General features: G+C 41.7%; 17 protein-coding genes. 3 read left to right on the top strand and 14 right to left on the bottom strand.

Going from position 1 to position 17,463, the window contains the following annotated elements:
• Nucleotides 1-80: 80 nt before the first annotated feature.
• On the bottom strand, nt 81-1,367 hold the full coding sequence (locus tag ACLOAU_RS10870; protein ID WP_427861896.1) for a prolipoprotein diacylglyceryl transferase: 1,287 nt from the start codon (nt 1,365-1,367) through the stop codon (nt 81-83).
• A gap of 184 nt (nt 1,368-1,551) precedes the next feature.
• Nucleotides 1,552-1,968 carry a BrxA/BrxB family bacilliredoxin gene (locus ACLOAU_RS10865; RefSeq protein WP_427861895.1) on the bottom strand — a complete coding sequence of 139 codons (417 nt, stop codon included), beginning with the start codon at nt 1,966-1,968 and terminating at the stop codon, nt 1,552-1,554.
• Nucleotides 1,969-2,167: 199 nt separating this feature from the next.
• On the opposite strand from ACLOAU_RS10865, the gene aqpZ reads away from it, so the two are divergent.
• The 3 genes from aqpZ (at nt 2,168) to ACLOAU_RS10850 (ending at nt 4,872) form a co-directional block, all read left to right on the top strand.
• On the top strand, nt 2,168-2,881 hold the full coding sequence (gene aqpZ / locus ACLOAU_RS10860) for an aquaporin Z (protein ID WP_427861894.1): 714 nt from the start codon (nt 2,168-2,170) through the stop codon (nt 2,879-2,881).
• Between the two features lie 120 nt (nt 2,882-3,001).
• Entirely contained in the window at nt 3,002-3,448 is a 447-nt protein-coding gene (locus ACLOAU_RS10855) for an Hsp20/alpha crystallin family protein (protein WP_427861893.1), read from the top strand.
• A gap of 128 nt (nt 3,449-3,576) precedes the next feature.
• Nucleotides 3,577-4,872, top strand: coding sequence for a hypothetical protein (locus ACLOAU_RS10850; RefSeq protein WP_427861892.1), 1,296 nt, complete (start codon nt 3,577-3,579; stop codon nt 4,870-4,872).
• Nucleotides 4,873-4,955: 83 nt separating this feature from the next.
• Here the strand turns inward: ACLOAU_RS10850 and ACLOAU_RS10845 are convergent, their stop codons facing one another.
• From ACLOAU_RS10845 to ACLOAU_RS10790, 12 genes are all read right to left on the bottom strand, one after another.
• Nucleotides 4,956-5,123 carry a hypothetical protein gene (locus ACLOAU_RS10845; protein WP_427861891.1) on the bottom strand — a complete coding sequence of 56 codons (168 nt, stop codon included), beginning with the start codon at nt 5,121-5,123 and terminating at the stop codon, nt 4,956-4,958.
• A gap of 9 nt (nt 5,124-5,132) precedes the next feature.
• Complete coding sequence (locus ACLOAU_RS10840; RefSeq protein WP_427861890.1) at nt 5,133-5,456, bottom strand: hypothetical protein; 324 nt, start codon at nt 5,454-5,456, stop codon at nt 5,133-5,135.
• Nucleotides 5,457-5,630: 174 nt separating this feature from the next.
• Complete coding sequence (locus ACLOAU_RS10835) at nt 5,631-7,073, bottom strand: MFS transporter (RefSeq protein WP_427861889.1); 1,443 nt, start codon at nt 7,071-7,073, stop codon at nt 5,631-5,633.
• A 9-nt stretch (nt 7,074-7,082) separates the two neighbouring features.
• The gene (locus ACLOAU_RS10830; protein ID WP_427861888.1) at nt 7,083-7,745 is read right to left on the bottom strand and encodes a bifunctional 4-hydroxy-2-oxoglutarate aldolase/2-dehydro-3-deoxy-phosphogluconate aldolase; all 663 of its coding nucleotides are present in this window, start codon (nt 7,743-7,745) and stop codon (nt 7,083-7,085) included.
• 120 nt (nt 7,746-7,865) lie between these two features.
• Nucleotides 7,866-8,327 carry a NanQ anomerase/TabA/YiaL family protein gene (locus ACLOAU_RS10825; RefSeq protein WP_427861887.1) on the bottom strand — a complete coding sequence of 154 codons (462 nt, stop codon included), beginning with the start codon at nt 8,325-8,327 and terminating at the stop codon, nt 7,866-7,868.
• A gap of 89 nt (nt 8,328-8,416) precedes the next feature.
• Nucleotides 8,417-9,442 carry a PfkB family carbohydrate kinase gene (locus ACLOAU_RS10820; protein ID WP_427861886.1) on the bottom strand — a complete coding sequence of 342 codons (1,026 nt, stop codon included), beginning with the start codon at nt 9,440-9,442 and terminating at the stop codon, nt 8,417-8,419.
• 110 nt (nt 9,443-9,552) lie between these two features.
• Entirely contained in the window at nt 9,553-10,452 is a 900-nt protein-coding gene (gene kduI / locus ACLOAU_RS10815; protein ID WP_427861885.1) for a 5-dehydro-4-deoxy-D-glucuronate isomerase, read from the bottom strand.
• A gap of 83 nt (nt 10,453-10,535) precedes the next feature.
• Nucleotides 10,536-11,300 carry an SDR family oxidoreductase gene (locus ACLOAU_RS10810; RefSeq protein WP_427861884.1) on the bottom strand — a complete coding sequence of 255 codons (765 nt, stop codon included), beginning with the start codon at nt 11,298-11,300 and terminating at the stop codon, nt 10,536-10,538.
• A 46-nt stretch (nt 11,301-11,346) separates the two neighbouring features.
• On the bottom strand, nt 11,347-12,759 hold the full coding sequence (uxaC, locus tag ACLOAU_RS10805) for a glucuronate isomerase (RefSeq protein ID WP_427861883.1): 1,413 nt from the start codon (nt 12,757-12,759) through the stop codon (nt 11,347-11,349).
• A gap of 46 nt (nt 12,760-12,805) precedes the next feature.
• Entirely contained in the window at nt 12,806-14,449 is a 1,644-nt protein-coding gene (locus ACLOAU_RS10800) for a UxaA family hydrolase (RefSeq protein WP_427861882.1), read from the bottom strand.
• 11 nt (nt 14,450-14,460) lie between these two features.
• The gene (locus ACLOAU_RS10795) at nt 14,461-15,948 is read right to left on the bottom strand and encodes a UxaA family hydrolase (RefSeq protein ID WP_427861881.1); all 1,488 of its coding nucleotides are present in this window, start codon (nt 15,946-15,948) and stop codon (nt 14,461-14,463) included.
• A gap of 59 nt (nt 15,949-16,007) precedes the next feature.
• Nucleotides 16,008-17,447, bottom strand: coding sequence for a tagaturonate reductase (locus ACLOAU_RS10790; protein WP_427861880.1), 1,440 nt, complete (start codon nt 17,445-17,447; stop codon nt 16,008-16,010).
• Nucleotides 17,448-17,463: the final 16 nt, after the last annotated feature.

The following is a 17,463-nucleotide window of genomic DNA, read 5'->3' as shown; positions in this document are numbered from 1 at the left end:
AAATCAACAGGTATTAGCTAACATATTCTAAAATCTGCCGATAATCCTATAAATTCTTCGCTTTACTATATTATAACGTATTAAACAGTCGTTGGTTTGGTCTTTTTATAATTTGTTTGAGCGAAAACTATCATGGCTATGCCGCCTAGCATAATTGCAAAAGATATTAATTGAGCCTGGGTCATTTCAATTCCCAGGAAATGCATTTTTACATTTACGCGGATACGCTCAATCATAAAGCGCTCCAGCCCGTTAAATACCAGGTAAATACCAAATAATAGTCCCGGTACTTTAATTTTTTTACGGATCATCCACAATATGCCGAATAAAATAAGACAAACGATGATTTCGTACAGCGAAGTAGGGAATACAGGAACCGGCAAGTGATTGCAATACTGAAGATCAACACAATTAGCCAGCCTTACACCGGTTTCGTTAACGTTATGAGGGAAATCATAGGCAAAAAACCAGTCGGGAAGAAACCTCAGAAACCCTGGTTTTGAAAAAAAGGTATGATGTGTATCATGGCGGGCAAAAAACTCGGCATTTGCGTTAACAGCCGCCTCGAAATCACCCTGTACAGCAGGCAAAATACCACCAGTAGGTGTTGTTTTAAAAGCCGCATTGTAGATCCCCCAGTCTCCATCTCCCGAAACCTGGCAACCTATTCTACCGAGGGCGTAGGCCAGCATCATAACAGGCCCCATCACATCAACAAAATGAATGAAAGGAATTTTATGCTTGCGGGTAAACCACCAAAGAGCAATACCAGCCAAAATTAATCCCCCGTAAAAGGTTAGTCCAGATGCTGAAAATATAGAAGCAGGATCTTTAATAAAAGAATCCCAGTTTTCAAACGTATCAAATATTTTAGCACCTACCAATCCGAATATCAGGGCGATCATGGTGATCTCCCCCACCCTGTCATGAGGCCATACACGAATCGTTCGTGTTTCCGGCTTAGCCAGCTTTTGTTTATTTTTCTCCCGCCACTTCATTGCGGCAAAAACAGCTCCAAGTGCAATACCTGCCAGCCAGTTACCTTGCGACGAAAAAATATAATCCTGCGGATTTACGTTGAGCGAGTTTTTTAAAAATGCCAGGCCCAGAATTTTATATCCCAATATAAAACCTAATATAAAATTAGTGGCCAGTTCGCTTACAGATGCGGGATGCCCTACGGTAATGGTTTCTTCAGTTGGCTGAAAAATGCCTTCTTTACTTTTCCGCCTTAGCTCTTTTGCCAATACTACAGAACAAACGATAAAGCCTATCGCTACAAAAAAACCAAAAGAATTCACAAAATGTAAAAACTTCCATTCTACACCAAACCAATCCCGGAAAACATAATATAAATTAGGGTACATGCAGCAGGTAATTTAATTTATTTGCGGCAATATTACGATAAATTAGGGGTAAAAGCTGATAACTTAAAAGCCTTCCCGACGGAAGTCAGGGTTGATCATACTTTGATGCCACCATTAATAAAAAGGGATGCACTTTTATAAAGTACACCCCTGTAAACTATTATACTTACTAACCAACTGATTTTTAGCTGCAATATTCGTCGAAGGCAGCAAGCAAATTCTGAGCGATCATTTGCGCCGAGCGACCTTCAATCATATGCCTTTCGATAAAATGTACCAGCTTACCATCTTTGAACAATGCAATAGATGGAGACGATGGAGGATAAGGCAACAGATGTTCACGCACTTGTTTCACTGCATCGAGATCAAAACCAGCAAAGCTTGTAGTTAAATGGTCGGGTTTTTTCTCAGCATTGGCCACGGCCATTAACACGCCGGGTCTTGCAGTACCTGCCGAACAACCACATACAGAGTTAATCACTAAAAGATTAGTACCGCCCTCGGCAAGGCTGGCATTTACCGCTTCCGGAGTTTGCAATTCTACAAACCCATTATCTGTTAATTCCTCTTTCATAGGAACCACTATTTCTGCAGGATACATATCGCTGTTTTAAATTTTGATTAATTATTAAACTATTTAACACAAAAGTAGAAAAAAAGTTTTTTGCTTCCCGAACAACCAGCAAGCATTTACACATGCGCCTGCCTTATCAAAATATTATGTGTCAGCCAATTCCGTTAAAAAATGTTAAATTTAGCACATTCAATATTTATTAACTATCATCTTAAACACTTTAAACATGAAAATTTCTGGCAGTTCTAAATTCATCGCTGAGATCATCGGCACCATGGTGCTAGTATTAATGGGATGCGGCGGCGCAGTAATAGCCGGCGCTGACGGCACAACCGGGGTTGGCTTACTGGGCATTTCGTTTGCATTTGGATTAAGTGTAGTAGCCATGGCATATGCTATCGGACATATTTCCGGGTGCCATATCAATCCGGCCATCTCCATTGCTATGGTTATAGCAGGGCGTATGAAGGCGTCCGAAGCAGCAGCTTACATCGCAGCCCAGATAATAGGGGCACTTCTGGGAGCAGGCCTGCTTTACCTGATTGCAAGCGGCAAGGCTGAATACGCAGGCGGCCTTGGACAAAACGGGTATGGAGACTTCTCTCCTCAAAAGTACAACCTCACCAGCGGGTTTGTAGCGGAGGTGATTTTTACTTTCATTTTCCTGCTTGTGATATTAGGGTCCACTTCCAGCAAAAATATAAACGGGGGCTTTGCCGGGTTAAGTATCGGATTAAGCCTGGTTTTGATCCATATTGTAGGTATTCCTATAACAGGCGTATCAGTAAATCCGGCCCGTAGCATTGGTCCGGCAGTTTTTATAGGTGGAAATGCCCTCCAACAAGTATGGCTATTTATAGTAGCACCCATAGCTGGAGCAATCCTGGCAGCTTTAGTATGGAATACACTGATAGAAAAAAGAGAAAAAATTACAAATTGAGACATATTGTCACTTTAAAATAAAATTTACTGTAAAAATGTCGTAAAAATTGCGTTGGTCTGTATTTTGAATATTGCGTTACCGTAACAAAATCACTTAAAAAATTTAAAATCTAATACAATGACAAACGTAAAATTCAACGGCGTTCCTTTTGAGAGAACTTTCACCAGCTTAGTAGATGATTTCTTTACAGAAATCCCTGGTTTATTAAAAACTGAGGTAGCCAAGCCTAATATTAAAGGGCATGTACCTGTAAACATTACTGAGCATGAAAACGAATACCAGATTGAGGTAGTAGCTCCGGGCTATGATAAAAGCGACTTTAAAATAAACGTAGAGAATAATATATTGACCATTTCGGCTGAGAAGAAAGCGGAAGAGCAAAAGGAAAATGGTAAATCCATTCGCAAAGAGTTTCAGTTACGCTCCTTTAAAAGAACCTTTACTATTGATAACAAAATAGATAGTGAAAAGATCAATGCGCGTTTTGTTAACGGAATCTTAATAGTAACATTGGAGCGCAAGGAAGAAGCTAAAGCAGCGTCAAAAGATATAGAAGTACAATAACAAGTTTTTCTCATAAGCAGTTAGTTTTGGTTTAAACCCTTCGTTTCCACGAAGGGTTTTTTATTTTTATCAATCTAAACCGGAACCAATACCCGCTTTTCGCCGTCTTATGCGTAAATTTGCGTTTATTGAAAATTCAAGTTCCTGAAATGCGTTATCCTATTCTTATTTTATTACTATTATTTTTTTCGGTCACCAGGGCCCAGGTGAGGCCGGATAGTATAGTACTGAAGCCGATACATGAGATACCACATATTTTCAGTTCCGATACTGCTTTGAGAATCACAAACTTTAGTCCCTTCTTTTCAATGCATGTTGATTCCAGCCTCAATTACAAGTTTCAAATTAATAAAGACCCGAGAAAATATTATTGGTATTTAAAAAATGCACCCGCAGGGTTTAAGATTGACAAAGACAATGGTATTTTAAGTTTTCGTAGCAACAAGTCACTTTTTCTGTCTGGACGCTTAAAGTATGACCGGGAATACCCGATCTCTTTTGGAGTGCAAAGTCTTTCCAACCCTGGCGACAGGCTGGATACGACATTAAATGTAATATTTTACAGCACAGACGTTGTATATCCCAAAATAAAGCCATCGGTTGTAAGTCCTGTTACCATTAATGAAGGAGATCGCCTGAGCTTTAACGTGCTATGTGAGAATGGTAATTTCCCCATAGAAAAAATATTAATGTCAAGCGATATTTCGATCGGTAACTTTAAGTTACCTAAAACCTGTGACGATAATTTTGAATGGGTGCCGGGTTATGACTTTGTAAACGAGAAAGATGCCAAAGGGGAAAGAATTGTAAATCTTGAATTTATTGGAACGACTAATTTCAATTTTGCTGATACTGCCCGGGTAAAAGTACTGGTTAAAGATGGTTTGAATTACGATATCGCTACTAAGGAGTACAATGATGCCCTTAGACTGATGAAGATCTGGATACTAAGGTATAAGTATACTTTTTATCAATTGGATAAGAAGATTAAAAAAACAAAAGGCTGGCGCTCGGGTTTCGATATCACTACTGCATCTACTACTTTAACAGGTACCGTTTTGGCCACTACGGCTGATAAAGAAGATACCAAGAAGCAAAATACCGGTAAGATACTTCCAAGCATCGGCGTGGTAGCTATGCCTGTAAAAGAGGCCGCAGCACCCCAAAAAACTACAGAGCAAAACCAGGCAACTTTATTACGGGTTAATATTAAGCGCCTGGACTACATGATGACAGAAACGCAATTACTGGGTACCAGGGATCCGCTGATCAGAGAAAAGACAGAAACGCTTAAAAAAGAGTTACGGCAGAGCCAGGACCAGTTGCGGGAGGTGCCTACTGAAATGTCTGAACGTTTTTCGGAAAAGCAGCTAAACGAATACTTTGACAATCCCAGAGTACAAAAGAAATATCGTTTTAAATAATCGTTATCGATGTATATAATGTAAAGAGGCCTTCGCGATTGAAAGCCTCTTTTATTTGGAGCTGGAACTATTATTTTTTGGGGTCACTTCTTTCTCAGTGCAGGTTTCACTACAAATCTGAAGAACAGAAATGCGATTAAAAAACCAACGATAAATTTTCCCAGATGTCCTCCTATTGCCCTGGCGCTTCCATCCTGAGATATAGCATTCAATGTCGTCAGCAGAAAAACGATGGTATACAATTTTTTCATTTCCGATTTTTAATTTTTAGGCAAACAAGATTTTGCTGCTGCTTCCATTATCTCCTTCACTTCATCCGAACTCACTTTATTTGCATCTGCGTAGGCATACTTCTCTTCAATTATTTTACCACTAAACTGGCACATACAGGTAATAACTGCAGAGTCTGGCTGCATCCCGCGTTGTTCATAGGTTTTCCTGGCCGACGAAATACAGTTGCTCATAAATTCTTTTCTTTCGTCCTGCACCCATTTGCCTTTTTCGCCGCTTTTTTTGTCACCACCGGAGCCACAGGAATTTAAAAGAACTACTGAGGTCATTATTAACAGACTTACCTTTTTCATTGTTATGGTTTTGAATGTAAAGAAAACAATAATAATGCAAGAATATCAGCGCCATTTACAATTCGACAATTCCTGTTTATAATTCGCGATCAAACCGGCATTCCGGCGCGCAAAGTATTGACACAAAAAACCGCCTCTGGCTTGAGGCGGTTTTAATATCTTTTATAAGATGTGTTATAGATCTGTAATGGGTGCGTACTTTGGAACCAGGGATTTCATTACGGTCCAGCCTATAAGATAAGCTATAGCGCAGAAACAAAATATAATGAAGTAGCCCGCAGGTTTACCTTCAAACCCGAAAAATTGCAGATTATTCTCGCCTGCATAAACAAAAAGTTTACCAGCTGTTTTTTGAAGAAACATGGACCCTAACCCGCCTGCCATACCACCTATACCCGTAATAGTGGCAATCGCCTTTTTAGGAAACATATCACCAACTGTAGAGAATATATTAGCTGACCATGACTGATGTGCGGCTCCGCCTAGTCCTATCATAATAACAGGAAGCCAGGGCGATATAGTTCCTAACGGTTGCGCCAATAAAACCAACAATGGAACAAAAGCAAAAATAAGCATGGCTTTCATCCGTGCAGCGTAAGGGTTCTGTCCTGTCTTTTTAATAATAATAGACGGAAGCTTTCCTCCATAAATAGACAACATTGTAATAGCATACAAAGTAAATATTAATGCCACACCCAAACCTTCAGAAGTTTTAATACCAAACTGTGTGCTAAGGTAGGACGGTGTCCAGAATAAGAAAAACCACCAAACTCCATCTGTCATAAACTTTCCGAAAGCAAAGGCCCATGTTTGCCTGTAATTAAAGCACTTCAAAAATGAGATTTTCTCTGTTTCTACCGCTGCTGCTCGCTCCGGTTGCACTTCAGCTTCTCTATCTGAAAGGATATAAGCCAGTTCCTCTTTACTAACACGAGGGTGTTCTTCCGGCTTTTTATACATGAATACCCAAAATCCCATCCAGATAAAACCCAGCGCCCCAATTATGATGAAAGACATTTCCCATCCGAATACGGCTGCTAAAGGTGGAATTGTTAAGGGTGCTAACAGTGCTCCTACAGATGCTCCCGCATTGAATATACTTGTAGCGTAAGCCCTGTCTTTTTTGGGGAAATACTCCGCTGTCACTTTAATAGCTGCTGGAAAATTACCAGCCTCACCTACTGCAAGTACAATACGAGCTACAATAAAAGCATACATACTAATGGTAGATATAACTACAGCAGTATCGCCCGTTGCCTGTACCAATTCAGCTGCAGAGCTTAGCCCTACATATTGTTCTGTAACAACGCCACAAAGTGCATGTAAACAGGCACCTACTGACCAAACACCAATAGCCCACAAAAATCCTTTCTTAGTGCCCAACCAGTCAACAAATCTTCCGGCAAAAAGCATTGACACGGCATATACTATAGAAAAAATAGACGTGATCGTTCCATAGTGATCTTCGTTCCAGTGAAATTCAGGCTTAATAAACTCATCCCATGTAAGAGATAGCACCTGCCTGTCCAGATAGTTGATCGTTGTGGCTACAAAAAGTAGCAACACCATCGTCCATCGATAGTTTGTCATTTTTCCATTTCCATTGGCTTGCTGCATGTCGTTAGTTTATTTTTTAGTTGATTGAATAGTGGCAAGAACTTCTTTAGTAGCGCTTTCAATGGTTGCATAATCTTTATTTGCCATCAGCTCTTTACTGATCAGTTTACTTCCCATACCAACCGCACTTACTCCAGCCTTAAACCAGCTTTCAATATTTTCCTTAGTAGTATCTACACCGCCCGTTGGCATAAAGATCAGGTTAGGGAACACCGGCTTGATAGCTGACAGGTACTTAGCACCTAATGTATCACCGGGGAACAACTTAATAAATCTAACACCTGCAGTTTCAGCTGCGATGATCTCTGTGGGTGTCATACAACCCGGAGCATATAATACATCATTGGCAACCGCATATTCAGCAATTTCTGCTACATAGCCAGGACTAACTAAAAAATCTGCACCAACTGCAAGGTATTCTTTTACCTGTGTAAGGTTTTTAACAGTACCAATACCTAATAAAAGACCCGGCATTTCTGCATTACGTATTGCTACCATTTTGGCAAAATTATTTAAAGCAGCTTCGCCACGGCTGGTATATTCAATTGCTTTAACGCCTGCTTTATATACAGCACGCAAAATCTCTACGCTTACTGTTTCGTCTGCATTAAAATATAAGGGCAGCATGCCTTGTTCTACTATCGCATCAATTGCCTGTTGTGTTGTAGCCATTTCAATTTAAGATTTAAGGCCTGTCTGCCGACAGGCAGGTTTAAAGTTTAAGGTTTAAGATTATTCCAACCTTAAATAATTATTGTTGTGTGAACCAGTACCAGTCAACTAACCAACCCGTCAACTAATTTTTACCTTAATCACCATTTTCTTGATATTCCCCTCGCCTACACCAATCATGGGTGCATGTACATCTTCGGGGAACAATATTACAAACTGGTTATCGGTTAAGTTAAAGTACATATCTGGTTTTTCATCCCAGAACTGTACATCTTTTGCTTCGTTATATCCACCTTTATCAGTGTCGCACTTCTCAATAGGCTTCCAACCTATTTCTTCTACACCACTAATACATACCTGGATATCGATATGCTTACGATGGCATTCAAATTTCTCTAAAGACTCTTCGCGGCTTTTGCCTTCTTTATCGGATACTATAGCTTTTAATTCTTCACCCTGTATCTCATAAGTGCCCGGTTCTATCGTTGCTAAATCAGTGGCAGCAATATATTCAAATGCCCTTGCGAACAATGGATGAACACTGCTATATTTCTGTGCGTTCTGTAAGGAATCAATGATCATGATGATATGTTTGATGTATAAATGTACGATGTACTTGCCACTCTATGCGGCATCCGTACATCGTACACCAGATATCGTACCTATTAAAGTTATCTCTGTACCCTTCCGCTTGCGTCGCCTTTCATCAGCGTTTTTACATCGCTTAATGTAGCGTGGTTTAAGTCGCCCGGAATAGTGTGTTTTAATGCAGAAGCAGCTACACCAAACTCAGCAGCATCGGCCATGCTCATGCCGGTAACCAGACCATAGATCAGGCCACTTGCAAAGCTGTCGCCACTACCCACACGGTCAACAATACGAACGTCATACTTACGCGTATGGTAGAACTCGTTACCATCGCTTACCAATGCACTCCAGCCGTTGTCGCTTGCACTATAGCTTTCGCGTAAAGATGAAGCAATATATTTAAAGCCAAATTTTTCTTTCATCTGGCGGATCACGTCTTTATAACCATCCAGGTTCAGCTCACCTTTGGTGATATCACTATGAGCTGCTTTAAAACCTAAAGTTGTTTCAGCGTCTTCTTCGTTACCAATACATACATCTACATATTTGCACAGCTCAGTCATTACCGATTGCGCTTTTTCTTTGCTCCATAATTTCTTACGATAGTTTAAGTCGATAGAAGTAGTAATGCCTCTTTCTTTAGCTGCTTTCAAAGCTGCTTCCGTAAGTGCCGCAGCTTTATCGCTTAATGCAGGTGTAATACCTGTTGTATGAAACCAATCAGCTCCTTCAAAAATTGCATCCCAGTTAAACTCGCTTGCATCCACATCGGCGATTGAAGCACCTGCGCGGTCGTAAATCACCTGCGAAGCACGCATTGAAGCGCCTGTTTCCAAAAAGTAGATACCCAGTCTTTCGCCACCTAATGCCACGTGTTGCGTGTCAACACCATAACGGCGTAAATGATTAATAGCAGATTGTCCTATTGCATTGTCAGGTACTTTCGAAACGAAAACACCGTTTAAACCATAGTTAGATAAAGCTACGGCTACGTTGGCTTCGCCGCCACCATAGGTAACATCAAATGAATCTGCTTGAACGAAACGTTGAAAGCCTGGTGTGGAAAGGCGCAACATTATTTCTCCGAGTGTAACAACTTTTTTTGACATGACTTCTTATTGAAAATTGAATATTGAAATTGAATATCGATGATTGATGAACTACAGTACAAGAGTGCGACGCAATACCGATGCTACCTGCACCACAGATGATACCATAATTATTTTACCGTATGTACCGGTGCCGGATCCATATCGCTATACACGAGATTCTCGCCGGCCATACCCCATATAAAACCGTAGTTGGCAGTACCGCATCCGAAGTGTGTGCTCCAGGGTGGAGAGATCACCGCTTCGTTATTAGCCATAACGATATGACGTGACTCAGCCGGGTTGCCCATGAAATGGAAAAGGCGCTGGTCTGCTGGCAGGTCAAAATAGAAATAAGCTTCCATCCTGCGGGTATGCGTATGGGGCGGAACAGAGTTCCATACACTACCCTGCGCCAGAATAGTCAAGCCCATTACTAACTGGCAGCTTTGAAGACCTTCCAGATGAATATATTTGTAAACGGTTCTTTTGTTAGATGTTTCTGCTGCGCCTAAATCTACCGGAGAAGCCTGCTCTTTAGTAAATACTGCATTAGGATAGGTTGCATGTGCAGGAGCCGACAAAATGTAGAAAATAGCCGGCGCTTTTTTGCTGGCTGAGGAGAAGCTTACTTTTTTAGTTCCCTTACCTAAGTAAAGGCAGGAAAGCTTTTCCAGTTCGAACTTTTGACCATCTGCGGTTACGGTTCCTTTTCCTCCCACGTTAATGATGCCCATTTCTCGACGCTCCAGGAAATACTCTGCGCGCAACTCAGGATGATTACCTAAGGTTAATGCTTTGGTTGCCGGAACAGCTCCACCAATAATCACACGGTCGTAGTGAGAGTACACCAGTTTAATGGTATCGGCTACCATCAGGTCTTTCACCAGGAAATTATCTATGAGTTTCTGCGTGTCCATTGTTTTGGTTTCTTCAGGACCTACTGCAAAACGTATTTCCATATCACCATCCACGAAAGTGTTGGTTTTATAATCTTTGAGTGCGGGTGCAGCACTTATTTTTTTCGCCATTATTAAGTTATTTTAACTTCAACCGTTCTCTGAAAGTCGGCTAATGTTGATTCGTTCTTTATTTGATTTTTTATTATACAACGCTATCGTCCCATCCATCCGCCGTCTACAACCAGGATCTCTCCATTGACATAGTTGCTGGCTTGTGACGCGAGGAAAACAGCAGGACCTGCAAAGTCTTCGGGAGTACCCCATCTGCCGGCAGGAATACGACTCAGGATAGACTGGCTGCGATCCGGATCGTCGCGTAATGCCTGCGTATTATCAGTAGCGATATAGCCGGGAGCAATACCATTTACGTTAACGCCCTTCGACGCCCATTCGTTAGACATGGCTTTAATAACACTAGCCAAAGCGCCCTTGCTTGCAGCGTAACCCGGTACGGTAATACCCCCCTGGAAGGTCAGCAATGAGCAGGTAAAGATGATTTTACCACCTCCCTGTTCAATCATTTTTCTGCCGAATTCACGGGCCAGGATAAAAGGAGTGTCCAGGTTAATGGCTAATACATTATCCCACCACTCGTCCGGGTGTTCAGCAACGGGTTTGCGCATAATGGTGCCTGCATTGTTTACCAATATGTCGATACGCTCGTTTTCGCCCTGCACATTTTTAATAAATGCATATACACTATCTCTGTCGGAGGCATCCAGTTTATAAAACTTAAAGCTGCGTCCTAAAGCAGTAACCTGCTTTTCTATTTCAGAACCAGCTTCAACTGTTCTGGAAGCTACTATAATGTTAGCACCAGCCTGCGCCAGCCCCAGAGCCATACCTGCCCCGATGCCTTTATTACCGCCTGTTATTAATGCTGTTTTGCCGGATAAGTCGAAAAAGTTCAAACTCATTGTTTTTATTTTAAGGAAGAGGGCAATCGTCGTTCTGCCGAAGCTACTATTTTAATTGTAAGTTGAAATATTTGTTGGCATTATTAAAACAGATATCCTGTATCACCTGGCCAATCCATTCAATATTGGCAGGTAGTTCTCCGTTCTCTACATCGTTACCAAACAGGTTGCACAAAATTCTCCTGAAGTATTCATGTCTCGGGAAAGAAAGGAAGCTTCTTGAATCTGTTAACATACCCACAAACTTACTTAGTAAACCCATATTGGATAGCGCATTCATTTGTCTGATCATGCCATCTTTCTGGTCGAGGAACCACCAGCCCGATCCCCACTGGATTTTACCGGGAGCAGAACCATCATTGAAGTTGCCTATCATGGTTGCCATCAGTTCGTTGTCGGCCGGATTCAGGTTATATAAAATAGTTTTTGTGAGTTTATCCCTATCGATCAAACCACCCAGGAATTTGGATATAGCACGTGCCTGTGGAAAATCCCCGATAGAATCCCAACCTGTATCAGGTCCTAACTCCCGCATGGCTTTTAAGTTATTATTCCTGATAGCGCCCAGGTGGAATTGCTGTACCCAGCCCTTTTCATGATCCCACTCAGCAAAATATACCAGCATAGCCGAACGAAACTTATTCTGTTCTTCCAGGCTAAGTTCGTGACCACCATATACTTTATCGAAGATCCCGTGAATTTCATGCTCTGTGTAATCTTCCGCGTAGATCTGCTCTAATCCATGATCAGAAACAGAACAACCCATGGTGGCAAAAAAATCATGACGTTTTTTTAATGCATCCAGGAAGTCTTTGAAAAAGATGATATGTACACCGGAAGCGGCTTCCAGCTTTTTAGTATAGGCAACAAAGTTGGCTGCATTCGCTACGTTCATGGCAGCATCTGGTCTCCAGGCAGGGATGATCGGAATTTCAAAACCATCGTCTTTTACTTTCTGATGGTGTTCTAAAGAATCAACAGGATCATCGGTAGTGCAAACCGTTTTTACATTCATTTTGCGTAAAATATTTCTTACGCTGTATTCAGGCGTTTGCAGCTTTGCTGTACATTCATCATAAATCTTGCGCGCAGTTGACGCGTCCAGAATATCATGTACGTCAAAGTAACGTTGCAATTCCATGTGCGTCCAATGATATAACGGATTACGCATAGTGTAAGGAACAGTCTCAGCCCACTTTTCAAACTTTTCGTAATCGCTTTTATCGCCGGTGCAATAAGCTTCGTCTACACCATTGGTGCGCATCGCACGCCATTTATAATGATCGCCATACAACCAGATCTGCGTAAGGTTTTCAAATTGCTTATCGTTCGCTATCTGGTCCGGAGGAAGATGGCAATGGTAATCGATAATCGGCATTTGCTTCGCATACTCATGATAGAGTGTTTGTGCCGTTTTAGTTTCCAGTAAAAAATTCTCGTCTAAAAATTGTTTCGCCATATCGTCTAAACTTCGATTTTATATGTTTATTAGAGGGATGGGATATTTATAGGCTCACCCCACGTTTCCAGGGAATAAAATCATCCTGGTTTAATAATACCGCTTTGGGAATTACTTCACCACTTGCAGCTTTAATGCAATACTCCAGTATATCTTCACCCATTTCTTCAATCGTCTTCTCTCCCTCTACTACCGGGCCACAGTTGATGTCAATAATGTCATTCATTCTTTTAGTCAGTACATTATTGGTAGACACCTTAATGGTAGGACAAACCGGGTTGCCCGTAGGCGTACCCAGGCCGGTTGTAAAAAGTATTAAAGTAGCTCCCGATGCGGCTTTGCCCGTAGTTGCTTCTACATCATTACCAGGGGTACAAACCAGGCTCAGGCCTGGTTTAGTGGCTGGTTCTGTATAGTCCAACACATCCACTACCGGTGAAGTTCCACCCTTTTTAGCGGCACCCGTACTTTTAATAGCATCAGTAATCAAACCGTCTTTGATATTACCCGGCGAAGGGTTCATATAAAAACCGGATCCTACTGCTTCGGCCTGGCTATTGTAGGTAGTCATCAGGTGAATGAACTTCTTTGCTTTATCTTCATCAATGGTCCTGTCAATCAATTGTTGCTCTGCACCGCATAGTTCAGGAAATTCAGCCAGTAATACCTTACCGCCTAAAGCAGCCAGCAGATCGCTGGTATAACCAACAGACGGATTGGCACTAATGCCACTGAAACCATCACTACCACCACATTTTACCCCTAACACCAGCTTTGATAAAGGAGCAGGCTTGCGCTCCATTTTATTAGCTTCAATCAAACCGTTGAAGGTATCTTTAATAGCATCACTGATCAATTGCTCTTCGCTCTGCGATTGCTGCTGTTCATATACCAATAAGGGCTTATCAAAATCCGGGTTGCGTAATTTGATTTCCTCCAGTAATTGTTTGGTTTGCAGGTTTTGACAACCCAGGCTTAATATGGTAACGCCCGCCACGTTAGGATGATCAGCATAAGCTGCTAATAATTTACCTAAAACACCTGCATCCTGGCGTGTACCTCCGCAACCACCCTGGTGGTTTAAAAACTTGATCCCGTCAACATTTTTAAACACTCTGTCGTTAGGTGTGGTTTGCGCAGCAGGCGCCAGATCCAGTGAGCCAATATCTTCTCCCTGCTTGTAGGCCTCTACAAGATGGTGTGCATATCTTTTATACTTGTCAGTAACAGCATACCCCAATTCATTATGAAGTGCCTCCCGAATCACATCCAGGTTACGGTTTTCACAAAATACGGTTGGCATAAATAACCAATAATTGGCCGTTCCTACTCTTCCGTCTTTGCGGTGATAGCCGTTAAAAGTCCGGCCTTCAAATTTAGACACATCAGGAGGTGTCCATTGATAATGATAGGGGCGATACTCGAAAGGATCAGCAGCGTGCCGGGTATTATCTGTATTCATTACCCCACCTCTCGGAATAAAGTTTTGCGCTTTACCCACTAACACACCATACATAATGATCTCGTCTCCCGCCTGCATATCATTCGTAAAAAACTTATGCTTCGCGTTCACATCGTCCTGCAATACAAAATCCTCTCCTTTGTATTGAACCGTTTGTCCCTTCTTCAGGTCTTTCAGTGCAACTATAACGTTATCCTTAGGGTGTACCTTTAAAACTAATTCAGCCATGGCAATATTTTTTACAATGTTACACCCATTTTAAATATCGCGATTTCTTTAAACCCGGTAAGTTCGTGTTTTAACTGTTTGCCACTGGCTACTTCTACAATAAAATCAGCAAATTCCTGTGTTACCTCATCTTTATCACGTCCTTCCAGCAAAACGCCGGCGTTAAAATCGATCCAGTTTTTCTTAAAGTCGAATAACCGGGTATTGGTAGAAATCTTCATTGTTGGAACAAAGCTGCCGAATGGCGTACCCCGACCGGTAGTAAACAATACGATCTGGCAACCCGATAAAGCCAGGGCTGTAGAAGCCACCAGGTCGTTACCCGGTGCATTCAACAGGTTTAATCCTTTTACTTTTACAGGCTCTGCATAATCCAATACTGCAACTACCTCTGAATTACCGCCCTTTTGGGTACAACCCAATGATTTATCTTCCAGAGTACTGATACCACCTTTTTTATTACCCGGTGAGGGGTTCTCGTAAATAGGTTGATCGTGCTTGCGGAAATAGGTTTTAAAATTATTGATCAATGCTACAGTATCGTCAAACACCTGCTCGGTTGTACAACGGTTCATTAAAATAGTTTCTGCACCAAACATTTCCGGTACTTCGGTCAGAATGGAGGTTCCACCCTGGGCGATCAACCAATCTGAGAAACGGCCTACCAAAGGGTTAGCAGTGATACCGCTGAAACCATCGCTACCGCCGCATTTTAAACCTACTTTTAAAAGAGACAAAGGCAGATCTTCACGTTTATCAGCCCTCATTTTTTCTACCAGCTCGCTCATCATTTCAAAGCCGGCTTCCACTTCATCAGCAACATCCTGAGAGATCACAAACTTCACACGGTCTTCATCGAAAGTGCCCATCGCAACTCTGAACTCATTCTGCTGGTTATTTTCACAACCCAGGCTCATTACCAACACACCACCGGCGTTAGGGTGCTTGGCCAATGCCACCAATGCATTTTTGGTATTCTCATGGTCATCTCCCAACTGAGAGCAACCATAATTATGAGAAAATACACGGATATCATCGATATGACTTACATCTAACTCACTTTTAATGCGATTGATGATTGCCTGTGCCTGTCCATTCACGCAACCTACTGTAGGTACAATCCACAGTTCATTTCTAATACCTGCTTCACCATTATAGCGCTTATATCCTTTGAACGTAAGATTACTTTGCGGTATATCCAGTTTAGCTCCTACCGGGTTATACTGGTATTCGAGATTATCGTGCAGGTTGGTTTTTACATTGTGCGTATGCACGTGCTCTCCTACTGCAATGTCTGCCAAAGCATGACCAATAGGATAGCCATATTTGATAATATCTTCGCCTTCAGCAATTGGCCTGATTGCAAACTTGTGGCCTGTTTCAATTGCATTTTTTGCAATGATGGCATCACCGTTTACAGTAAGTAAATCCCCATCTGCAATAGCATCAATAGCTACGCAAACATTATCATTGGGGTGTATTTGCAGATATTTTTCCATTTCCGAAATGTTTCCTTTTATTTGATTGTTTCCCGAGAGATCAACAGTTGTTGATTATTTTATTGCAGCACTTCTGTAACTGCAGCTTTCATTCCTTTATTTAAAATTGCTTCTACTAAAACAGCTACTTCATCAGCAAAACCCGGCAGGTCTTTCAGCGGCGCAGTCCATATTTTATCGTTATTGATGATACCGTTCACCCATTCTTTGATATCTTCTTTATTAAAAGTGGATTGAATAAACTGAACAAACTCTGGTGTATCATTGGGTGTAAAGCTCACTTCAGACTGGCCGCTATATAATACCAGCAATGCCGCCAGCGAGAAAGTTGTCAGTTTAGCCTGCTTGCCCAATTTATTGTAGTTATCTGCAACTGTCGGGAAGTCACGGGTTTCCCATTTAGACAAGGAGTTTAAAGAGATATCTTTCAGGTAATGCTTCAGATAAGGATTATAGAAACGCTCCAGTATTTTTGCTGCAAAAGCTTTCAGTTTTTCAGGATCTTCACCAATACCCGGCAATACTTCTTCCGCTACCATGCGGTTGATAAACTGCTCCACCTCCGGTGTGTTGAAAGCATCCATCACTGTTTCGCAGCCCAATTGTAAAGCAACAGGCACCATTGCAGTATGTGCACCATTCAATACCCTTACCTTCTTGGCCCTGAACGGACGGATATCATCCATGAACAATACATTCAAACCGGCTTTATCCAATGGCAGTTTCTCTTTGATGCTGCTGTCGCCACCAATGGCCCACACGTGGAAGTACTCTCCTTTTACAACCAGGTTATCCTCAAAACCTATTTCCTCCTGTATTTCGTTGATGGTCTCCTTCGGGAAACCCGGTACAATACGGTCTACCAACGTATCGTAAAAATGATTGGCTGTTTTTACCCAGTTAATGAAATCATCACCCAGGTTATTGGCCTGCGCATGTTTGATAACAAACGCTCTCAAAGTAGAGCCATTATCTTCAATTAGCTCGCAGCAAACAATCTGCAAGCCTTTTGCTGCATCTCCATTAAACTTCAGGAAACGCTTATGCAGCAAAGCTGTCATCTTAGCCGGGAAAGATTTAGGCGGCTCCGCATTGAGATCATCGCCTTCTTCATAGCGGATACCCGCTTCAGTAGTATTCGAGAAGATCAGCTCTAATCCTTCATTTAAAAACAGCTCTTCGTATTTCTTATACTCTGTGTAGGGGTTAATGATATCGGTGATTGATTTGATCAACGCCACTTCTTTTACCGGTTGCTTATCTTTAATGCCCTCCAGGTATACGTGGTATAAATTATCCTGCTTTTGAAAAATCTGCTTTACCACTTCGCCTCCGCCAATTGGCTGTACCAGTGCAATACCATGATTCATGATGCCATCATTATTGGCTTTATCAATCATCCAGTCTACAAATGCTCTCAGGAAATTACCTTCGCCAAATTGCATAATCTTAACCGGGTATTCCGGTTTTTCCACAGTGGTTTTATTTAACGGTTTCATATTCTTTTAGTATTCA

The sequence above is a fragment of the Paraniabella aurantiaca genome (assembly GCF_050309965.1).
Classification (GTDB): domain Bacteria; phylum Bacteroidota; class Bacteroidia; order Chitinophagales; family Chitinophagaceae; genus Niabella.
This window is presented reverse-complemented; position numbering and strand designations above follow the sequence as displayed.

Bases quoted from the DNA above. Each gene is read 5' to 3' on its own strand.
- ACLOAU_RS10870 (WP_427861896.1), bottom strand. From the start codon at position 1,367: ATGTACCCTAATTTATATTATGTTTTCCGGGATTGGTTTGGTGTAGAA.
- ACLOAU_RS10865 (WP_427861895.1), bottom strand. From the start codon at position 1,968: ATGTATCCTGCAGAAATAGTGGTTCCTATGAAAGAGGAATTAACAGAT.
- aqpZ (WP_427861894.1), top strand. From the start codon at position 2,168: ATGAAAATTTCTGGCAGTTCTAAATTCATCGCTGAGATCATCGGCACC.
- ACLOAU_RS10855 (WP_427861893.1), top strand. From the start codon at position 3,002: ATGACAAACGTAAAATTCAACGGCGTTCCTTTTGAGAGAACTTTCACC.
- ACLOAU_RS10845 (WP_427861891.1), bottom strand. From the start codon at position 5,123: ATGAAAAAATTGTATACCATCGTTTTTCTGCTGACGACATTGAATGCT.
- ACLOAU_RS10840 (WP_427861890.1), bottom strand. From the start codon at position 5,456: ATGAAAAAGGTAAGTCTGTTAATAATGACCTCAGTAGTTCTTTTAAAT.
- ACLOAU_RS10835 (WP_427861889.1), bottom strand. From the start codon at position 7,073: ATGCAGCAAGCCAATGGAAATGGAAAAATGACAAACTATCGATGGACG.
- ACLOAU_RS10830 (WP_427861888.1), bottom strand. From the start codon at position 7,745: ATGGCTACAACACAACAGGCAATTGATGCGATAGTAGAACAAGGCATG.
- ACLOAU_RS10825 (WP_427861887.1), bottom strand. From the start codon at position 8,327: ATGATCATTGATTCCTTACAGAACGCACAGAAATATAGCAGTGTTCAT.
- ACLOAU_RS10820 (WP_427861886.1), bottom strand. From the start codon at position 9,442: ATGTCAAAAAAAGTTGTTACACTCGGAGAAATAATGTTGCGCCTTTCC.
- kduI (WP_427861885.1), bottom strand. From the start codon at position 10,452: ATGGCGAAAAAAATAAGTGCTGCACCCGCACTCAAAGATTATAAAACC.
- ACLOAU_RS10810 (WP_427861884.1), bottom strand. From the start codon at position 11,300: ATGAGTTTGAACTTTTTCGACTTATCCGGCAAAACAGCATTAATAACA.
- uxaC (WP_427861883.1), bottom strand. From the start codon at position 12,759: ATGGCGAAACAATTTTTAGACGAGAATTTTTTACTGGAAACTAAAACG.
- ACLOAU_RS10800 (WP_427861882.1), bottom strand. From the start codon at position 14,449: ATGGCTGAATTAGTTTTAAAGGTACACCCTAAGGATAACGTTATAGTT.
- ACLOAU_RS10795 (WP_427861881.1), bottom strand. From the start codon at position 15,948: ATGGAAAAATATCTGCAAATACACCCCAATGATAATGTTTGCGTAGCT.
- ACLOAU_RS10790 (WP_427861880.1), bottom strand. From the start codon at position 17,447: ATGAAACCGTTAAATAAAACCACTGTGGAAAAACCGGAATACCCGGTT.